This is a genomic window from Psychrobacter sp. G, from assembly GCF_000418305.1.
GTDB classification, from domain to species: Bacteria; Pseudomonadota; Gammaproteobacteria; order Pseudomonadales; family Moraxellaceae; genus Psychrobacter; species Psychrobacter cryohalolentis.
On the sequence record NC_021661.1, the window covers coordinates 2,063,407 to 2,083,184 of the forward strand.

The following is a 19,778-nucleotide window of genomic DNA, read 5'->3' on the forward strand; positions in this document are numbered from 1 at the left end:
CTATTACAGTGACTGCTTAGCCTTTGTAACTGGCAAACAAATCATATTCACTAGCATCGTCGATAGTAACCGTTAAGAACTGCCCAACTTTGACCTGAGCGTCAATATCATCAACGTAGACGTGACCGTCAATCTCTGGTGCGTCAGCATAACTACGGCAGATCGCAACACCTTCTTCTCTATCAATTTCGTCGACCAATACCATCAAGGTTTTGCCAATTTTCTCTTGCAGTTTTTGGGCTGAAATATCTTGCTGTAACGTCATCAAACGCTCGTAACGTTCTTGCTTGACGTCTTCTGGCACATGATTTGGCAAGTCATTGGCAACCGCACCTTCAACTTCTGAATAGGTAAAGGCACCAACGCGATCAAGACGGGCTTCTACTAACCAATCAAGTAAGCATTGGAAATCTTCTTCTGTCTCACCAGGGAAGCCAACAACGAAGGTTGAGCGAATGACGATATCAGGGCAAATCTCACGCCATGCATGGATACGCGCCAAGGTATTTTCGCTATGAGCAGGACGTTTCATGGCTTTTAGGATGCGATGGCTGGCATGTTGGAATGGAATATCAAGATAAGGCAATAATTTCTTCTCGCCCATTAATTCTACGACTTTATCCACATGCGGATACGGATACACATAGTGTAGACGCACCCAAATACCCAAATCGTTTAACGCTTGGCACAAGTCATAAAATTTAGACTTCAGCGGCATACCATTCCAAAAGCTTGTCTTATACTTTAAGTCCAGACCATAAGCAGAAGTATCTTGCGAGATAATCAATAGCTCTTTCACACCAGCCTTTTTCAGCGCCAGCGCCTCATTCATCACGCTATCAATCGGACGTGAAACCAAGTCTCCACGTAAGCTTGGAATGATGCAGAAAGTACAACGGTGGTTACAACCTTCTGATATTTTTAGATAAGCATAATGGCTAGGCGTTAATTTGATACCTGCCTCATTAATCAAATCTATTTTTGGGTCATAACTGGCATCCAAACCACGGTCAGGCTTTGGTACATGCAACGCGACGGCTCTAATGACGTCATCATAAGCATGAGCGCCCGTCACTGCTAGTACAGCAGGATGCATTTCACGGATTTTATCTGCCTCTTTACCCAAGCAGCCTGTCACAATCACCTTACCGTTTTTACTGATAGCTTCACCGATTGCATCGAGCGACTCTTGTACCGCTGATTCGATGAAGCCGCACGTATTGACCACTACTAAGTCGGCGCCTTCATAATCACTGGCTACTTGATAGCCATCACGGCTAAGCTCTGTGATAATGCGTTCACTATCGACCAAGGCTTTTGGACAACCTAGAGACACAAATCCAATCTTTGGCGCGGCATTGACAGGGGCATTGGTCGTTGCTGTTGTCGTTTTAGCTGAAGCCGCTGAAACTACCTCGCTGCTTTGTTCGACACTACGATTTTGATTATGATTGGCTTTATGATGGTAAGGTTGAACACTGTCCGTCGAGCTTTGCGCAGGCATTGCTGTCGGCTTAGCAGGATTAAAGAGAGTGGCAGTGTCTTTTGGTATAGAAGCTGGCTGTGAAGGGGCTATAGTCGTATTAACGGACTCGGTAGAAATATTGGGCATGGCTAACCTTGCTAGAGATAAATTGGCTGTGCGCATTGTACGTTTTTTTTACAAAAATCGCCAGTTTTGCCGCTCTATAGTGTTGATTTATGGTTAAATATTATATCGAGCCTCTATTTATCTAGGTATTAATCATGACCGCTGATTTTATAAGCGCAAAACCAACGCCTGACTTAACCTTTATATCGCAGCATTTGTTCACGGCTATCTTGTGGGTCAATGATGAATTGTCTATTACTTGGCTAAATGCCCAAGCTGAGCAGCTACTGGCGATCAGTAGTGGACGATTGCTTAATCAGTCGGTATTGATGCTGCTTGCGCCCGAAGAGTTGAAAACCAAAAGCAGCACACTTATTGACAGTCCAAAAGACAAAACCTGCTCTTTGACTGAACGCTTTTTTCAAGCGAAGCAGTATCAACAACCTTTTATTGACCATGACCATCTGATAAACAGCCCATTAAATGGCAACTTATCACTCTCGATTGACTATAGCGTCACCCCTGTTATCTATCAGCAGCAAAATTACTTTATTATAGAGATATGGGGCAAAGACCGCCAAAGTCGTATCTCAGAAGAACAGCGCCAACAGCAGCAGTACAATGTTGCGCGTCATATGCTGCGCTCGGTTGCTCATGAAATCAAAAATCCGTTGGCTGGTATCCGCGGTGCCGCGCAATTATTGCAACGTCAATTTATCAAATTTAGTGAGCGCTCTTTTAATACTCACACTACTGATACTGACTACCCTAGCCTTATATCGAGCCCGACTTTAAACCCTGATAACAAGCTACAGAAAACCGCTGACAAATTACGCAGCTATACCGACATCATTATCTCAGAGACAGATCGCCTAACTCAGCTGATTGGGCAGTTTCTTGGTTCTAATCAATTACCACATTGGCAAATGCTCAATGTTCATGAGCCAATAGAGCATGTTTTGGCATTGATCATCCATCAATATCCGCAAGTTTTATTACAGCGTGACTATGACTTATCGTTACCTGAACTCTGTGCTGATAAAGACCAGCTGATTCAAGTCTTCTTAAACTTAATTAATAATGCTTGCGAATCCATGACGGAATTTGCACAAACGCTGCAGCAAAGCGTGCCAGCCGTATCCAATCAATTAACATCAGATAGTCCACTTAATAATCTTGATTTTGACGATGGCTATCAACCCAAACTCCATATTCAAACACGTGTTGCCTTTCAACATACGATTGCCGGGCAGCAACATAAACAAGTACTGCAAGTTGCTATCACCGATAATGGTTCTGGCATTCATCCTGATATCATTGGGCAGATATTCTTCCCTATGGTGACCAGTCGCGCGCTAGGAACTGGGCTTGGTTTATCCATTGTGCAAGATATTATCAGCCGTCATCATGGTATGATTGATGTCAGCTCTACTCAATCGCAGGGCACCAGTACAAATACTAATGTCGATAATAAAAACAGCAAGTATAGTCAAACCCGTTTTACCCTTTATTTGCCTTTTCATCAGCCAATTGCTGAAAATTAATGCCTTCACCTCAATTCTTCTCACTGCTTATTAGGCTAAATACATGACCCAGTATAATGACACCCAATCTCTTACAAGCAATGAGCGAACGCCAATGGTCACGGTCAATAACAATCCCGATAATGAGCTTGCTACTTTATGGCTCATTGATGATGATGCGGCGCTGCGTATGGTGCTTGCAGATACTTTTGAAGACGCTGGATTGACAGTTATCAGCTTTACCCAAGCACAAGCAGCGTGGACACGCCTCAATGATATTCTAAAATCGTCAGAGTCAACCGCCTTGTTACCTGATGTGATATTGACCGATATTCGTATGCCGATGATGGATGGTCTGTCGTTTAGCGACTGGGTACACAAGCACTTTCCTAAGCTTCCGATTGTCATTATGACAGCGCATTCAGACCTTACTTCTGCCATTAGCAGCTATCAGACTGGTGCATTTGAATATCTGCCCAAGCCGTTTGATTTAGATGATGCGGTCGCAACGATTTATAAAGCTATTAACTATCAGCCGAATCTAGTCATATCAAACCATTCAATCGAGTCTAATACGAATGTAAGTACCGATACCAAAGAACAGCCTGTGAACAAACCAAATGCAGCCAAATCAGCTAGAAAAACCCCTAAAGCTGCTGAAAGTAAAACTCATGAAAAACCCAAACCCCAAACCAATAACAATCCAAGCGGCATCATTGGTCAATCACAAGCCATGCAAACGGTATTTCGTGCCATTGGTAGACTTGCGCACTCACCGATTACCGTTTTAATCACTGGTGAATCAGGTACAGGTAAAGAGTTGGTCGCTAGCGCCTTACATCAGCACTCACCGCGACACAATAAAACCTTTATTGCACTAAATATGGCAGCAATTCCCCATGATTTGATTGAGTCTGAATTGTTTGGTCATGAAAAAGGCGCATTCACTGGCGCCACAACTTCACGCCAAGGTCGCTTTGAGCAAGCAGATGGCGGCACGTTATTTTTAGATGAAATCGGTGATATGCCTTTTAGTACCCAAACGCGGCTGCTACGAGTGCTGGCAAATGGTGAATTTTTTCGCGTGGGTGGTCAGCAGCCCGTCAAAGTAGATGTACGCATTATTGCCGCTACCCATCAAAACTTGGAAGAATTGGTCAAACAAGGCAAATTCCGTGAGGATCTATTTTATCGCCTGAATGTCATTCGCCTGCCATTGCCGCCCTTACGGACTCGCCGCGAGGACGTACCAGCATTAACCACTTATTTTATGCAGCGCGCGGCTGAGCAGATGAATACGGCACCAAAACAGTTACATCCGGCAGCAATGCAAATGATGCAGTCTTTTGAATGGCGCGGTAATGTCCGTCAACTTGAGAATGTCTGTCTCTGGCTGACAGTAATGGCGACTGGCGACACCGTTATGATCGATGACTTGCCTCCAGAGTTGCTCGAAAACATCTCCTCTACTCTAAACAATCAACAGCAGCATGTATCCTCACAAGATGCTATTGAAAATAATCATCTACAAAGTCAGGATACTTTTGGTACCCAAAGCTGGCAACAAGCTTTAGCTATTTGGGCAAAGCAGTCACTACAAGCTGGCGCAACCGATATTTTACAGACAGCAACACCTGAGTTTGAACGGGTCTTGCTAACCGCAGCGCTCCATCATAGCGGCGGCAAAAAGATAGCTGCTGCCAATTTACTTGGCTGGGGACGCAATACGCTGACACGTAAATTACAGCAGCTGAACCTCTCATCATATCAAGAGTAATATTAATGTGAATAAAGTGATAAAGAATATGAATTAAAAAATCAGTAATATCAATTGTTTATGATATTCAGCAAAAAAAATTGCTAAATAATTAAAAATAAGTGCAAATAGGGCTTGCCAAACTATTCAAACTCTATATAATAGCCAACCACTGAGACGCACTACCGAATCAGTTATTTATCTCAATGGGGTTTGAATATCAACACCAAAGATGATAAGGTAACGAAAATGGGGCTGTGGCGGAATTGGTAGACGCACCAGATTTAGGTTCTGGCGCCGCAAGGTGTGAGAGTTCGAGTCTCTCCAGCCCCACCATTTTCGGATAGTACATCTTAGACCAAATATTAAAGCCTGCTTTTAGCAGGTTTTTTTGTGTCTGGGATTTACTAGATTTATCCTTTCAACCTTAGTTGTTGGGCTCAGTTACCTTGCCATTCCATACTTTCTAAATCTAAAAGCATCTCACCCATACTCTGATACCTTTTCTCTATCTGCTTCGCCAATGCCTTATCAACAACGTCCTGATAGCGACTATATTCTAATGGCAAGGTCGGAACAGACTGTTGGCAATGTTGTGTCGCCCAATCAATCATTGAATCACTACTTCGAACATCAACGGCAAATGGTCGCTCGCCGACTAATATCTCATACAACATAATCCCAAAAGCGTATATATCGCTTTGAACCGTTGAGCCATACCTTTGCCAACGCTCAGGAGCAAGATAGGCAGGCGTGCCAGCAATATTTGCCACACTTGGCTGATAAAGAGTGCTCGTTAAAGTAAAATCCGTCAATAATAAATCAAAGGTGATACGGCTATTATCCGCATTATTTGGCAAAAAACCTTCTAGCAAAATATTACTGGGCTTAATATCATTATGTAGCCAGCCGATATTATGTAAATGGTAAATAAGATTGGCAGATTGTAGGATAAATTGATTTTTTTGTGCCTGTGTTAATAATAAATGCTTTTGAGCGCTCAGCTGATTTGCCAAGCTGCCATTTGGATAATAAGGCATGACCAGGATAGTCAGCTGCTGCAGCTGCGTTAATATTTCCGAAGTAATATTTTCATAAAACAATAGTGGTGGTACGATAGCGGAAAGGCTATTTTGAAGCTTGTTTTGATTATTTGATAAGTTGTTTATAGATGTTAGAACGTCAGCTTCATAGGTTAAATCAGACAGGTCTTGATTAGCATTAGCATATAACTGCCATTTAATCATTACGCGCCCAAACTGCGAGTGTTGGGCGCGTGTTAAGCCCTGATAATCAAGGTCACTACCATTATGTTGCTGACTGAGTCGTTGATGCGAGATCTCGCTATAATTTAGGCTGAAAAAGAATGCCGTTAATGCTGGCAGGATTTGCTGCGCTTGCACTCGTAACGCTTGTTTTGCATCTGCTTGTAATACACAAGGAATACTGGCACTATTTTTCATGGTAAAGTGATGCCTTTATATATCTATTAAGCCAAACGTCATTTTAATTTTTATAAGCGACTGAGTATTATGCCCCAATCTACTAAGCCCGTTATGAATTATGCTCTGCCATACCATTTATTAGATCTGCTCAGTCAGTATCTGCAAGAGCAGATCACGCCAACCATTGAGATTGATCCTGCGCAGTTCGCTTATCGCTGGGTCGGTGGGCAGACTGGACATTTAGAGCCGCTGGCGGTTAATTTGTTTTTAAGTTTAGATGACTTACATGGTATCGATACGCAAAAATCAAAGCTAGTACAAAACACGCGTCAATTCCTCAAAGGCTATCCTGCCAATCACGTCTTGATGACAGGGACACGCGGCGCTGGTAAATCATCGCTGATTAGAGCATTGCTACAAGCCTATCATAATGAAGGTCTGCGCATTATTGAAATTGCCCGAGATGACTTACGGATGCTTGATAAAATACGGGCAGCGATTAAAGCCTTACCAGCTGACTGCAAATGTCGCTATGTGGTGTACTGTGATGACTTGGCATTTAATGGTCAAGATGAAAGCTACCGCACCTTAAAGAGTGTACTTGATGGTGCCCTAGATTCAGAGCAAGACAAATTATTGGTTTATGCAACCAGTAACCGCCGCCATCTACTACCGCAGCTCATGAAAGACAATGTTAATATTTATAATGGTCAAACCGATGAGGTTAATCCTTATGAGACCATTGATGAGACGGTGTCTTTATCTGACCGTTTTGGTTTATGGCTGTCCTTTCATCCAATGGATCAAAATACTTATTTACATATCGTGCGACATTATTTATCTATTCAACAAAAAGTCGATGCTGGAAGTAGTCATGATGACATGCACGGTGATGCAGCAAATAAAGGTGCAGATAGCATTGATGAGTTACCCACCCATATCAGATCAGCCGCATTACGCTGGGCATCAGAACGCGGTGGACGCTCTGGTCGGGTGGCGTATCAGTTCAGTCGTTATTGGATAGGACAGACCCAATTAGCAGCTGAAGACAGTCAGTCTTAAAAACTCATATCATTCATTTTTATGGTCGCGTGCAGAGCCTAAATACTGTACGCGACTGCCTATATTATCACCCACTTCTTCCGCTGTTCCATTCACCAGATATTGGTCAAAATCTGCTGCCAGCCATAGATTACCTTGGTAAACACTTTCGGTATCCAATCGAATATGCGCCATATTTGGCGTGCTACTATTTGGATTGTCAAAGCTCTGATAACGAGCGCTAAAATGAGTGAGAATTAGGTTTTTAAGCCTATTGTCTTGGGCAAATCGACCCAATAACTGCGCGCTACTATGCATTGGATCAAAATCTGGATTTTTTGCCTGAATCTTATTCAGCACCTCATGAGTATATGTAGCTTCATGAATTAGTAAATCCGCATCGGCTATAGCATTGTTAAGACACTCTGGCGTATCGTTATCTCCAGCCACCACTACCCTTGTACGCTGACTCTCATTATCGACATAATCTGTTGAACGAAGCTTGCGACCGTCTTCGGTCATAACATCTTCGCCCTGTTGTAGTCTGCCCCACAGCGCGCTGGCTGGAATATTATCTGCTATCAGCTTGTCCTTATCAAGATGGCAACGACTTATCGTCTGGTTAATACCAAAGCCATAAGAGGGAACGCGATGCGATAACGGCGTGATATCAATCTCAAGCTGATGTTGATTGTCAAAGCTGATAGTTACCTGAGCTTTATTTTTACTATCTTGCTCAGATAGCAAATCTTCTATCGCCATAAATTTAATAACAAATGAAAAGTGCAATTCGGTAGTCAAAATAAGAGCATCAAGCAGTGTGGCAATCGCTTTTGGTACAAGCAGTATCAGCGGCGCAGTACGTCCTGACATTGCCGCACTCGCTAGCAACCCCGGCAACCCATAGCAATGGTCGCCATGCACATGAGTAATGCAAATCGCTTGTAACTGATGTAAAGATAACTTGGTATGTAAGAGCTGATGCTGCGTACCTTCACCGCAATCAATCAATAACCACGGACGTGATTTCTTGTTTTGCTGTTGATTTGTCCCTGAGCTATAAGGATTGAGGCACTCGATGGCAAGCGCCGTTACATTACGTTGCTTGGTTGGCACGCCTGCTGAGGTACCCAAAAAAGTGAGTTTTAGCATCGCTTATCTCTGCTGGTTATCATTACGAGCCATTATGACAACTGACATATCATGGTTTTTTTACCTTCAATCATCTGTCCACCATTTGCCGTACATTCATTGACCATATTGGATTCATACGACTTCCAGCCACCATAGAAGCTGGCAATGCATAGAATCACTACCAACAGTTTTTGCGACCATGCTTTAATGGAAACTTGTTGACTATTCACATTATTATCAACTTCATTAAGTGGTTGTTCATTAGCACTGTTGGTATGGTCAGTATTATTCGACTTATTCAAATCTGTCATTTTTCATACCTAAAAAAAGGGTTTGTCTATAAATAAACAAAGCCCTTTATTCTTATATTAAATCAATAATTAATAATAAGTGTCGCACTTAAAACTGTAGACGACCGCCCTTTTCTTCTGCACGTTTAAAAGCATCACGTTCTTCACAACGCTTAAGCCAAGTTAAGATATTGATATATTTACTACTATCTAAACCTGCGCCTGCATTGGCACCGACCACAGCCAGATGCATCTGAATATCAGCAGCGCTAAATTCTGCTCCGGCAAACCAATGGTTGTCTTGTAAATGCTGCTCCATCATATCGAGTATGGCAGTCAAGCTTTTGCTTATCATGCTTTTTTCGACTTGCTTTTTGATGCTTTTACTCACAGGTTTGATCAGCATCGGCGACTGCTCAACCACTTTAGTAAATACCAAACGCATGACCAACGGCGGCATTACTGATGCTTCGGCAAAGTGTAGCCAAAACGTATAGGCCTCCCACGCCGCTTCATTGTCATCAGCAGGCTTAAACTGCCTTTCTTTATCATAGTGCTTTAATAGATACTCGATGATAAAGCCTGACTCAATCAGCACACGACCATCGACCTCTAGCATCGGTGCATGACCGAGCGGGTGTATTTGCTTTAAGCTGTCAGGGGCACGGTATGCTTTGTTACGCTGGTAGCAGGTCAGTTGGTAGTCGGCATTCAGCTCTTCTAATAGCCATAAGATACGAAATGAGCGTGAGTTTGCCAAGTGATGAAGGTGTAGCATAAACCATCCTTATAATAAGTTTTTAGTATTCAATAGCAGATTTTATAAGTCAATTCTTCAATATTCTGTTTAAATAAAGGAGTTTAATAAATCAAACAACCCGATTTAAGTTAATAATAATGCTTGATAATAACTCACTTACTGTTTTTATTATAGCTTTACTATGTAGCTTGACTTATCAAACCACTTTTATCGGGCCACACTACTTATCATTACATCAATAACTACTTTGAATCTAACGCTTGGATTTTACGCGTGATTTTATCTATTCGCTGTTGGTATTTCCTGATTTTACGAAAACGGTGCGCCTTTAATACACCTTCTATACGATGGTCGATAAAACGGCGACGCGGTGGAAAACTCCCAACTTGCGGCTCTCGGTAACCATGCAAATGATTGTCACGGCGTCGGATAAGAAAGCCTTTCATACTATCAGCAATCATAATAAACAATGCCAGTGTAATCATGCCATACATGAATAACGAGCCTCCTTCATCCAGACTTTGATTTAACACAGTAATAGATAATACAAATAGCAGCATAGGCTCTATGTAGCTGAGCGCGCCAAATAGCGACACTGGCAGCTTACTACTAGCAACCATAGTCAATGACATGGCAAGCGCACTAAAAGCGCCTAGCAGCGGCAATATGTACCAAAATTTGGTATTTTGCGCCGCCACACTAAAGCCGCCGCTGCTATAAAGCATAATCAGCACCACTGGCGTCAGTAACGTCAAATCTGATAACAGACCTGTAATAGGCGGCACAGCAAGCTTACGACGTAGCAAATAATAAGGCGGATAACCCAAGCATGCAAATGCGGTTACCCAAGATATACTGCCATATTGCAATATATCATAGCCGATACCGAGCGCAGCACATATCGCTGCTAACCATTGCAAAACACTCATATGCTCATGATAGAAAAAACGCCCAATCACAATCATGACCAACGGCAATAAAAAATAGCCCAAGGTCACATCAAGACCAAAGCCATTGACCGGTCCCCACATAAACAGCCAAATCTGCCCACCTAAAATCGGGGTTGGCAATACAAAAATAATCCACTCTTTTGGCGTCTTTAATGTTTTGAGATAATCAAATACATGCTGCCACTGTTTTGTAAGGCTGACCAATAGCATTAGGCTCAGGAGCATCATCAATACACGCCACGAAGCCACCTGCGTACCCGTTAATGGCAGCATAAATAGCCCGAATAGAAACATCAAAGAAAACAAAAAACTTGATGATACTGAAGCCAAAGTTCCCTGAACGGTCTGATTGGTCGTAAGCATAACAACAGCCTTAAAAAACAGAAAAAAAACAAAGCCTCCAACGATAACGTCAGAGGCTTTTTTATAAAAGGTAATAAAAGAATAGACCAAAAAGCTAACTAATAAAAGCGTTATTCGTCAGTGTCAGTTTCTGTATGACTAGTATCATCAAAGTCTGTCTCTGTAGCATCACTATTCGCCGCATCAACATCCATCTGTTCTTGACCTTTTACTTCAAACGTTCCATCTTCTCTCATTGCATCAATCAGCTCATTGTTACCCTCTTCGTGCTCAACACGCGCCATAGCAACCAGCTTTTCATCTTTTGATAAACGAATCAGCGTGACGCCTTGGGTATTACGACCAGAGCTTGCTACATGCTCAACTGGGGTACGTACTAAAGTACCTTTGTCTGAGATTAAAATAATATCGTCTGTAGAGTCCACCTTGGTAGCACGAACCAGCGCACCATTACGCGTGCTAGTTTTAATAGCGATAACACCGCCACCGCCACGATTTTGGGTGTTGAACTCCTCGATAAAGGTACGTTTACCAAAGCCATTTTCACAAGCAATCAGAATCTCGCGGACATCATCTTCGATAACAACCAATGATTTGATAAACTCATCAGCAGTCAGACGCATACCACGGACGCCTTTTGCCGTACGACCCATCGCACGAGCATCAGTTTCATTAAAGCGAATCGCTTTACCACTTGACGCAAATAGCATGACTTCTTGGCCACCATTGGTGATACGAGCGCTCACCAATTTATCGCCTTCTTCTAAGCCAACCGCAATCAAACCGTTCGAGCGGATATTGGCAAACTGTTTCAGCTCTACGCGCTTCACCGTACCATTCGCCGTTGCAAAGAATACAAAAGGCGGCTCTGCTTGCGTGCTGTCGTCTAATAAGTCATCATCACTATCTACTAGAGCATCTGCTGATGTTTCGCCTTTGACCGATAACTCTTCTACTATTTTTGGAATAGGCAATATCGTTGTGACCGTTTCATCAGCATTTAAGCCAATCAAATTCACTAATGGACGTCCACGGGCACCGCGGCTGGCGATTGGCACTTCAAAACCACGTAAACTAAAGACACGACCTGTATCAGTAAAGCACAGTACGGTTGCATGCGTTGAGGTCACAACTAAGTGATCAATCACATCGTCCTCTTTCATCGCCGTCGCTGATTTGCCTTTACCGCCACGTTTTTGCGCCACGTAATCATCAATTGGCTGAGTCTTAGCATAGCCAGTACGCGATACCGTCATCACTACTGTCTGCTCTGGGATCAAATCTTCACGGTTAAAGTCCATACGCGAATCAATAATATCAGTGCGACGCTCATCACCAAAATTATCACGGATTTCAATCATCTCATTTGAGATAATGGTCATTAGCTTATCAAAATCACCAAGGATAGATTCTAGATGAGCGATTTCACGCAACAAGTCTTGGTATTCTTCAGTCAGCTTGTCTTGCTCAAGACCAGTTAAACGATGCAGCTGCATGTCCAGAATAGCATTGACCTGCTCAAGCGATAAGCGATAGCTTTCTTGATTATTAATCAGACCAAACGGCGCTTTTGGATCTTCGCCTTCGATAAAGTCAGGACGTACCGACTGGCTGCCTGCAGCGGTTAGCATCGCTACAACACTACCTGAACCCCAAGTATTACTGAGTAAGTTTTCACGAGCTAAGCCGCGGTTTGCAGAGGCTTTAATTGTCGCAATAATCTCATCAATGTTCGCTAGTGCAACGGTCAAACCTTCAAGCAAATGACCACGGACACGGGCTTTATTGAGCTCAAAAATGGTACGGCGCGTCACCACTTCTTGGCGATGGCGTACAAATGCTGCAATCAGCTGGCGTAAGGTCAATAGCTTCGGTTGACCATTGTCAAGCGCCACCATATTGATACTAAAGCTCGATTCTAGCGGCGTTTGCAGGAACAAGTTGTTAACGATCACTTCCGCTGTTTCGCCACGACGTAAATCAATAGCGATACGCATGCCGTCTTTATCAGACTCATCACGAATCTCGGTAATACCTTCGATTTTTTTGTCACGCACAAGTTCTGCAATACGCTCAATCAGCTTGGCTTTATTGGTTTGATAAGGCACTTCGGTGAAAACAATACGCTCACGGTCACGGTTGACACCCGTTTCACTCATCGGCTCAATAATATATCGACCACGCACATGCAAGCGACCTTTACCAGTACGATAAGCATCTAAGATACCGGCGCGACCATAGATAATACCGCCCGTTGGGAAATCAGGACCGGAGATATGCGACATCAGCTCTTCAGCAGATATTTGCGAATTTTCAGCATAAGCTAAGCAAGCGTTAATCACTTCCGTCAGATTGTGCGGCGCCATATTGGTCGCCATACCAACCGCAATACCGGTAGCACCGTTAATCAATAAGTTAGGGATACGCGCAGGCAACACGCTTGGCATACGCTCAGAGCCATCGTAGTTGTCTTCCCAATCGACGGTATCTTTATCCAAGTCAGCAAGCATTTGATGGGTCAACTTGGTCATACGCACTTCGGTATAACGCATCGCTGCCGGAGGATCATCATCAATTGAGCCAAAGTTACCTTGACCATCAACCATCGGGTAACGCAAGCTAAAATCCTGTGCCATACGTACGATGGCATCATAGACAGCACTATCGCCATGTGGGTGATACTTACCAATGACATCGCCGACCACACGTGCAGATTTCTTGTAGGCTTTGTTATAGTCATTAGACAATACATGCATCGCATACATCACACGGCGGTGTACTGGTTTGAACCCATCACGCACATCAGGCAGCGCGCGCGAGACGATCACGCTCATCGCATAATCCAAATAGGACTGCTTTAATTCGTCCACAATGGCAATAGGACTGACCGATTCGCTCATATACACTCCCTCACTCACATCTACTCTCTAGCATTGGCATATCTAAGCCATAATGGGCAACAATAACGGCACCAAAGCGCCGTTATATAATAAATACAGTGACCATCAAAAAAGGCTTAGCAATCATTCAAATCTATAGAGAATTAGCGATAGTTTTAATGTTGAATAAAAGAAGCTATTTTAGCACAAATTTGTTGATTTAGGGGGTTCTAGGTGCTATTAAAATCAAGCAAAACAGTTCAGTAATTGCTACTTTTTGCATCAATTACCATGATTCAAAAACCTTTCCCAACAGCATTGATATCACTGGCTAATTTTGCCATTGATATATATATAAAGACCGTTTTTTAGCAATACCATTTAACGCCCACTTTTTTCAAATAGCGCGTCATCAGAGTATGGGTGTTAATGCAATTTAAAAACAATCCTAAAAAGACGTCAACGCTAGATTAGCGCCCTGCTTTATTGTACGATACGCCACCATACATCCTCCGATATAGACAACTCTTTATGCCAACCAATCCTCAATATATTAATAATAGCGATGCGGTAGACTCTACAGAAAATGTGACAGTACAAGCGTTAAAAGAAGATGTGCGTACTGACCGCAGCTTTGATGCGATTGCCGATCATTTTGAGAAAAAGGTCTATGGTGGCTTAAAGGGAGACATTCGATTAGCAGTATTGCGCCGTGATCTTTTTGAATACTGCGCGCAGATGAGCAGCACTCTTGGGCGACCTTTACGTATTTTGGATGTGGGTGCAGGGCTTGCGCAAATTGCGATTGAGCTTGCGACTCAAGGACATACACTGGTCATCAATGATATCTCGGCCAATATGTTAGAGAAGGCGCAAGAGAGCGCTGCACAAAGTAGTGCAAACGATGAAAAATTGAATATTACGTGGTATGTATGCCCGTATCAAGAGCTTGAAGAAAAGCTGGCTGATGAGACGGAGAAATTTGATTTAATCATGTGTCACGCGCTACTTGAATGGTTGGCAGAGCCTGCCGCGGTAATGGACTTTTTTGATCAGCAATTATCCGATAATGGAGCATTATCGCTGTGCTTTTATAATCCAGCGAGTTTTGATTATCGTAACTTGATAATGGGCAATTTCAACTTATTAGATAACACTGAATATAAAGCCGACAATAAAAAAAGCCTGACGCCCAATCATCCGGTTGCAAAGGAAGAGGTTGAAGCTTGGCTACAGGCGCATGATTATCAGACTCTGATCGCCAGCGGTCTGCGCGTATTCCATGATTATTCGCCGCTAAAACGTGGTGGGCATAACGATCCTGAAGCGGTCATACGTATGGAGTTACGCTACTCTCAACTGGATCCCTATAAGTGGCTTGGACGCTACTTACATCTTCTAGCGACACGTGTCTCTTAAACACATGCCTCTTAAAAGCTTTACAACTTTAATATCGTGCGTGCTTTCGGTAAAGACAACTTAATAAACGCTATTATATGTCCTCAAACCGCTCTGACCTATCGTACTCCGACCACGTGGTGGCGTTGATGTCTTTTTCATCAAATACCACCACATGCTCGAGTATCGGCAAGATACCGATTTGGGTGCCGACTTCGTGATTATGATGACTGGCAACTAAGGACAATACGGTTTGGCCATCATCTAGTTGCAAGCGATAGAGATAATTGGCACCGCGAAATACCCGACCAACCACTAAGGCGGTCTGCGTACTGTCATCATCATGGATAATGTCATCGGGACGCACCAATACCTTAATCGGTGTACCATTCGGATAATCGTACTCACAATACTGCGGCTGACCGGACGCATCGTAGACTTCCATCCGTCGATAAATATCACCAAGCGCCGTCTCAACATGACCTTCTTTGATGATGCCGTCTATCATGGCGCCTTCACCGACGAACTCAGCGACAAACGGGCTGACCGGTTCATGATATAGCTCACTTGGGGTTGCCCACTGTACCAGCTTACCTTTATGCATGACGCCGACTTTATCAGCAAGCGCAAACGCTTCATTTTGATCATGAGTGACCAAAATGGCGGTAGTATTGGTACGTTTGAGAATATCACGAACATTCATGGCCAGTGACTCACGCAATACCACATCCAAGTTTGAAAACGGCTCATCGAGCAGTAATAACTTAGGCTTTGGAGCCAATGCACGAGCCAATGCCACCCGCTGCTGCTGTCCACCTGAGAGCTCGCTTGGGCGTTTATCGGCATGTTCAGACAATTCTACCAGCGCTAGCATCTCAGCAACACGGGCTTTTTTGTCGGCAGCAGACCATTTATTGAGACCAAAGCCGATATTTTTTGCCACGCTTAAATGACCAAATAGCGCATAGTCTTGAAATACCATCCCCATGCCGCGCTTGGCAGGCGCAACAGCAAATGAGAGTCGCGCTGCTTGCTCTGTCAGCCGCTGATTGTTAAGCGTGATTTTGCCGCTACGACTCTCTTCTAACCCTGCAATCGCTCTTAATGCCGTGGTCTTACCACAGCCGCTATAACCTAAAAAACAACCAATTTCACCTTGCTGTAGGTTTAGTGACAAACCATTGACCACTATGGTGTCGTCATAGCCAACCACCAAATCTTGTACACTAAAATACGACTGAATGCCGGTAGTATCATGGTGCTGAACGAAAGCGCCATCTAAACTAGCAACACCTTGTTGTAACTCTCTTTCCGCTACAGCTTGCGCCATTTGCGCTTTGGTTATGATAGTCATAGGTGGCTTTTTCACATTACTTTGTCGTGCTTTACTCTGAGGCTCTACAGAATTAGAGTCTGCTGGATTTATGGAATCGTTCATCAAGTCAGTATACATAGACAGTACCAATAAGCTATTAGTGAAGAAAATCCAGCGTCACAACATTCAAAATATTAGACGTTAAAAACATGAAACTTTAAAAGTGTGAATAACGTAAGAAGCACCAATTAGAATCCGTTGATCATTTAAGCACAATACTTTAATTAAAAAATACCTTAACCCTGCTTATCACTTTGACGCAGTAATATCCAAACAGGAATAAGACCGACCAATACAATCAACAAACTTGGTAATGCAGCGCGACCCCACATGCCTTCACTGGTCATCTCAAATACCCGAACGGCTAGCGTATCCCAACCTTGACGCCGCGTCATCAAAGTAATCGGCATCTCTTTCATTACTTCGACAAAACCCATCAACAAACCCGTTAATACCCCTGGGCTCAATACGGGCAACATCACTTGCCGCCAGCGCTGAAAAGGACTATCGCTAAGCAATTTAGCAGCCGCTTCTTGATTGACGGTCAAGCGCTGAAGCTGACGGTCTACCGGCTGAAAACTGACCGTCATAAAACGGGTCGATAGAGCCAGTAGCATTACGATCACACTCCCAGATAAAAACTGCGTGGAGGTTATGCCATAAGCAATCAGCTGATTATCCAGCCACGCAATCGGAATAAAGATCCCGACCGCTAATACCGTACCCGGCACCACATAGCCCAAATTGGCTAAAGTAGTCATAAGCTTGGTAGATTTGTCCGGATATTGACGCTTAATCCACGCAATCATAATCGCTAAGACCGCAATAAACGCAGTGGTAATACTAGCAATCATGAGGCTGTTGGTGACAAAATCAATATAGCGGGCATCAAAATCTTGCTGAAAATTTGCCGCTGTCCAATAGATAAGCTGTGCAAACGGGATCAAAAATGCTATCAAGAATACCAGCGTACAAAGCAGCGTCATAGCAAGCTTAGCTGGTTTACTGACTTCAAAACGTTGGCTACTACCTTGGGTAATAATATTACCGCGTTTTGCTTGCCAATATTGTTCAAACAAGACAACGATGAAGACCACACCAATTAATAGTGCTGCCAACTGTGCCGCTGTCGTCAAGCTAAAAAACCCAAACCAAGCTTTATAAATGGCAGTAGTAAAGGTATCAACATTGAATACTGACACCGCGCCAAAGTCTGCTAGCGTCTCCATACTTGCCAGTAGCAAACCACCGATGACCCAAGGTAATGCTTGCGGTAATGCCAACCGAAAAAACACTCGACCACGACTTAAGCCAAGCATCTGCCCAGCTTCAATAGCTCGCCTACCTTGAGATAAAAAGGCTTGGCGCGCCAGCAAATAAACATAAGGATAAAAAGCCAATGACAAGATCAGCCCTGCACCCCAGACGTTACGTACCGACGGAATGGCAGTCGTAACCCCAAAATCTCTTAATGCGGTTTGTAATGGTCCACTAAAATCAACGATACCAACTGTGACAAATGCTAAGACATAAGCTGGCATAGCAAGCGGCAACATCAGCGCCCACGAAAAAAACCGCTGTCCAGGGAAGCGGTACATACTCGTAAGCCATGCCAATGCCGTGCCAATCGTGCCAGAAATTACTGTGACCATTAATAATAAAATAGCCGTATTTTTGAGGACTTGCGGCAATACGTACTCACGCATATGCCCCCAAATATCAGCGACGGGCTGTGTCCATGACAATAACACGATTAAAATCGGTACTAGCATAAACAACGAAATCAGTCCTAAGACTGATTTCGAGATGACACGTTTGCGGGTAGCATGGTCTTGGCGAATAGATTTACTCGTATTGCCTGTCTCATTACTTTCATTGACAGTATTGTTCTGACTTGCAGACGATTCTGGCATTGTTATCATAAGTTGTTACCGTGTCATACGCATCATAACCCCATTAAATGACTGGCAGACTTTTATTTATAGCCTGCTTTGTCCATCATTTGAATAGCTTGGGTTTGTAATGCACCAAATTTCTGTACATTGATATCGTCTGGTTTGAACTGACCCCAAGATCTAAGCATCTCTGACTCATCAATCCCAACTTTGACTGGGAATTCTTTATCAGCGCTAGCATAAAGACCTTGTGCGTCATCAGAAGACAACCATTCCATCAGTTTCAATGCGCCATCTGCATTGTCTGAACCCGTTACTACGCCAGCACCTGAGATATTAACATGCGTGCCTGTCGTACCTTGGTTTGCCCAAAATATTTTTACTGGGAAATCAGGCTTTTCATCAAGCAGGCGACCATAGTAGTAGCTATTGGCAATACCCACTTCACACTGACCAGCAGCGATAGCTTCTAGTAGATTGGTATCATCACTGAAAACATCAGTAGCTAAGTTAGCAACCCAACCACGGATGACCGCTTCTGTTTTTTCAGCACCTAAATGCTCCATCATGCTCGCAACCAATGACTGGTTATAAACCTTTTTCGAGGTGCGTAGACATAATTTGCCTTTCCACTTTGGATCCGCCAAATCTGCATAAGTGGATAATTGATCAGCGCTTACTTTACTTGGGTCATAAAAAATCGTACGGGCGCGCAATGACAAACCTGTCCAGCGACCTTCTGGATCACGATACTTAGCCGGTACATTTGCTTCCAAAACGCTAGAAGCAACAGGTTGCAGTAAACCTTGCTCAGCCGCTTGCCATAAGTTACCGGCATCAACTGTCAAAAGCATATCGGCTGGGGTATTCTGACCTTCAGCTTGCAGACGCGCCATCAGTGGACCATCTTTGTCTGTAACCAGCTCAACCTTCACACCCGTCTGTTCAGTATAACGATCTAACAATGGCTTGATTAGCTGCTCATTACGTGATGAGTAGATAGTCACTGTCTGTCCATCAGCACTCGCCGCGTTGTCTTTTGCTACTTCTTGCTCAGTGCTTGGTGCTGGCGTTTCGGCATCAACACTTTCTTCTGGCGTCGATGATTTACTACAGCCAGCAAGCGCCAACATCATGCCAAATACGGCAACCGGTAAAGTAAGTTTAGCAGAAGATAAATTTGCACTGATTACATTCAATGACATGGTTTTCCCCATAATAGCGCGGCAGATAGGTAGGATAAAAAGACATTAAAAATCATGGATTGATAGGATTAAAAAGACCCTAATGTCTGGAAAGCATATACTAATGGAAATGATATTAATTATCAATACATTTATTTAGCCCGATTATTTAGTTAAATAATCGGGCTAAATAA

The 19,778-nt window shown here is 43.4% G+C and carries 14 protein-coding genes and 1 tRNA gene; 5 read left to right on the forward strand and 10 right to left on the reverse strand.

All coding sequences use genetic code 11. The features are described 5' to 3' along the window. Window positions 1–16 precede the first annotated feature (16 nt). A complete protein-coding gene (gene rimO, locus PSYCG_RS08485; RefSeq protein WP_020443809.1) occupies window positions 17–1,612 on the reverse strand; it encodes a 30S ribosomal protein S12 methylthiotransferase RimO in 1,596 nt (531 codons plus the stop codon). 134 nt (window positions 1,613–1,746) lie between these two features. Between rimO and PSYCG_RS08490 the strand changes: the two genes are divergently transcribed. The 3 genes from PSYCG_RS08490 to PSYCG_RS08500 all read left to right on the forward strand — a co-directional run bounded on the left by PSYCG_RS08490 (window position 1,747) and on the right by PSYCG_RS08500 (window position 5,206). Beyond that, on the forward strand, window positions 1,747–3,135 hold the full coding sequence (locus PSYCG_RS08490; protein WP_020443810.1) for a two-component system sensor histidine kinase NtrB: 1,389 nt from the start codon (window positions 1,747–1,749) through the stop codon (window positions 3,133–3,135). A 43-nt stretch (window positions 3,136–3,178) separates the two neighbouring features. Then, window positions 3,179–4,891, forward strand: coding sequence for a sigma 54-interacting transcriptional regulator (locus PSYCG_RS08495; RefSeq protein ID WP_020443811.1), 1,713 nt, complete (start codon window positions 3,179–3,181; stop codon window positions 4,889–4,891). A 230-nt stretch (window positions 4,892–5,121) separates the two neighbouring features. Continuing rightward, a tRNA-Leu gene (locus tag PSYCG_RS08500) sits at window positions 5,122–5,206 on the forward strand. A gap of 104 nt (window positions 5,207–5,310) precedes the next feature. Here the strand turns inward: PSYCG_RS08500 and PSYCG_RS08505 are convergent. Then, entirely contained in the window at window positions 5,311–6,333 is a 1,023-nt protein-coding gene (locus PSYCG_RS08505; RefSeq protein WP_020443812.1) for a serine/threonine-protein kinase, read from the reverse strand. A 69-nt stretch (window positions 6,334–6,402) separates the two neighbouring features. Here PSYCG_RS08505 and PSYCG_RS08510 point away from each other — a divergent pair, with 69 nt between their 5' ends. After that, on the forward strand, window positions 6,403–7,377 hold the full coding sequence (locus PSYCG_RS08510; RefSeq protein ID WP_084674196.1) for an ATP-binding protein: 975 nt from the start codon (window positions 6,403–6,405) through the stop codon (window positions 7,375–7,377). Window positions 7,378–7,386: 9 nt separating this feature from the next. Here the strand turns inward: PSYCG_RS08510 and PSYCG_RS08515 are convergent, their stop codons facing one another. The 5 genes from PSYCG_RS08515 to gyrA all read right to left on the reverse strand — a co-directional run bounded on the left by PSYCG_RS08515 (window position 7,387) and on the right by gyrA (window position 13,753). Then, the gene (locus PSYCG_RS08515) at window positions 7,387–8,508 is read right to left on the reverse strand and encodes a ribonuclease Z (RefSeq protein ID WP_020443814.1); all 1,122 of its coding nucleotides are present in this window, start codon (window positions 8,506–8,508) and stop codon (window positions 7,387–7,389) included. 32 nt (window positions 8,509–8,540) lie between these two features. Continuing rightward, entirely contained in the window at window positions 8,541–8,801 is a 261-nt protein-coding gene (locus tag PSYCG_RS08520; protein WP_020443815.1) for a hypothetical protein, read from the reverse strand. An 88-nt stretch (window positions 8,802–8,889) separates the two neighbouring features. Continuing rightward, on the reverse strand, window positions 8,890–9,558 hold the full coding sequence (locus tag PSYCG_RS08525) for a glutathione S-transferase (RefSeq protein ID WP_020443816.1): 669 nt from the start codon (window positions 9,556–9,558) through the stop codon (window positions 8,890–8,892). Between the two features lie 224 nt (window positions 9,559–9,782). Then, the gene (gene rarD, locus PSYCG_RS08530) at window positions 9,783–10,853 is read right to left on the reverse strand and encodes an EamA family transporter RarD (RefSeq protein ID WP_020443817.1); all 1,071 of its coding nucleotides are present in this window, start codon (window positions 10,851–10,853) and stop codon (window positions 9,783–9,785) included. Between the two features lie 110 nt (window positions 10,854–10,963). Next, complete coding sequence (gene gyrA / locus PSYCG_RS08535; RefSeq protein ID WP_020443818.1) at window positions 10,964–13,753, reverse strand: DNA gyrase subunit A; 2,790 nt, start codon at window positions 13,751–13,753, stop codon at window positions 10,964–10,966. Between the two features lie 510 nt (window positions 13,754–14,263). Between gyrA and PSYCG_RS08540 the strand changes: the two genes are divergently transcribed. Beyond that, window positions 14,264–15,151, forward strand: coding sequence for a methyltransferase domain-containing protein (locus tag PSYCG_RS08540; protein WP_020443819.1), 888 nt, complete (start codon window positions 14,264–14,266; stop codon window positions 15,149–15,151). Between the two features lie 73 nt (window positions 15,152–15,224). On the opposite strand, the gene PSYCG_RS08545 is transcribed toward PSYCG_RS08540, so the two are convergent. The 3 genes from PSYCG_RS08545 to PSYCG_RS08555 form a co-directional block, all read right to left on the reverse strand. Then, a complete protein-coding gene (locus tag PSYCG_RS08545; RefSeq protein WP_227500737.1) occupies window positions 15,225–16,484 on the reverse strand; it encodes an ABC transporter ATP-binding protein in 1,260 nt (419 codons plus the stop codon). A 257-nt stretch (window positions 16,485–16,741) separates the two neighbouring features. Beyond that, window positions 16,742–18,427, reverse strand: a complete 1,686-nt coding sequence (locus tag PSYCG_RS08550) for an ABC transporter permease (RefSeq protein WP_041772284.1) — start codon at window positions 18,425–18,427, stop codon at window positions 16,742–16,744. A gap of 53 nt (window positions 18,428–18,480) precedes the next feature. Beyond that, window positions 18,481–19,605 carry a Fe(3+) ABC transporter substrate-binding protein gene (locus PSYCG_RS08555; RefSeq protein ID WP_020443822.1) on the reverse strand — a complete coding sequence of 375 codons (1,125 nt, stop codon included), beginning with the start codon at window positions 19,603–19,605 and terminating at the stop codon, window positions 18,481–18,483. Window positions 19,606–19,778 lie beyond the last annotated feature (173 nt).

Coding starts and splice junctions, on each gene's coding strand:
- rimO (WP_020443809.1), bottom strand. CDS start 1,612: ATGCCCAATATTTCTACCGAGTCCGTTAATACGACTATAGCCCCTTCA.
- PSYCG_RS08490 (WP_020443810.1), top strand. CDS start 1,747: ATGACCGCTGATTTTATAAGCGCAAAACCAACGCCTGACTTAACCTTT.
- PSYCG_RS08495 (WP_020443811.1), top strand. CDS start 3,179: ATGACCCAGTATAATGACACCCAATCTCTTACAAGCAATGAGCGAACG.
- PSYCG_RS08505 (WP_020443812.1), bottom strand. CDS start 6,333: ATGAAAAATAGTGCCAGTATTCCTTGTGTATTACAAGCAGATGCAAAA.
- PSYCG_RS08510 (WP_084674196.1), top strand. CDS start 6,403: ATGCCCCAATCTACTAAGCCCGTTATGAATTATGCTCTGCCATACCAT.
- PSYCG_RS08515 (WP_020443814.1), bottom strand. CDS start 8,508: ATGCTAAAACTCACTTTTTTGGGTACCTCAGCAGGCGTGCCAACCAAG.
- PSYCG_RS08520 (WP_020443815.1), bottom strand. CDS start 8,801: ATGACAGATTTGAATAAGTCGAATAATACTGACCATACCAACAGTGCT.
- PSYCG_RS08525 (WP_020443816.1), bottom strand. CDS start 9,558: ATGCTACACCTTCATCACTTGGCAAACTCACGCTCATTTCGTATCTTA.
- rarD (WP_020443817.1), bottom strand. CDS start 10,853: ATGCTTACGACCAATCAGACCGTTCAGGGAACTTTGGCTTCAGTATCA.
- gyrA (WP_020443818.1), bottom strand. CDS start 13,753: ATGAGCGAATCGGTCAGTCCTATTGCCATTGTGGACGAATTAAAGCAG.
- PSYCG_RS08540 (WP_020443819.1), top strand. CDS start 14,264: ATGCCAACCAATCCTCAATATATTAATAATAGCGATGCGGTAGACTCT.
- PSYCG_RS08545 (WP_227500737.1), bottom strand. CDS start 16,484: ATGACTATCATAACCAAAGCGCAAATGGCGCAAGCTGTAGCGGAAAGA.
- PSYCG_RS08550 (WP_041772284.1), bottom strand. CDS start 18,427: ATGATAACAATGCCAGAATCGTCTGCAAGTCAGAACAATACTGTCAAT.
- PSYCG_RS08555 (WP_020443822.1), bottom strand. CDS start 19,605: ATGTCATTGAATGTAATCAGTGCAAATTTATCTTCTGCTAAACTTACT.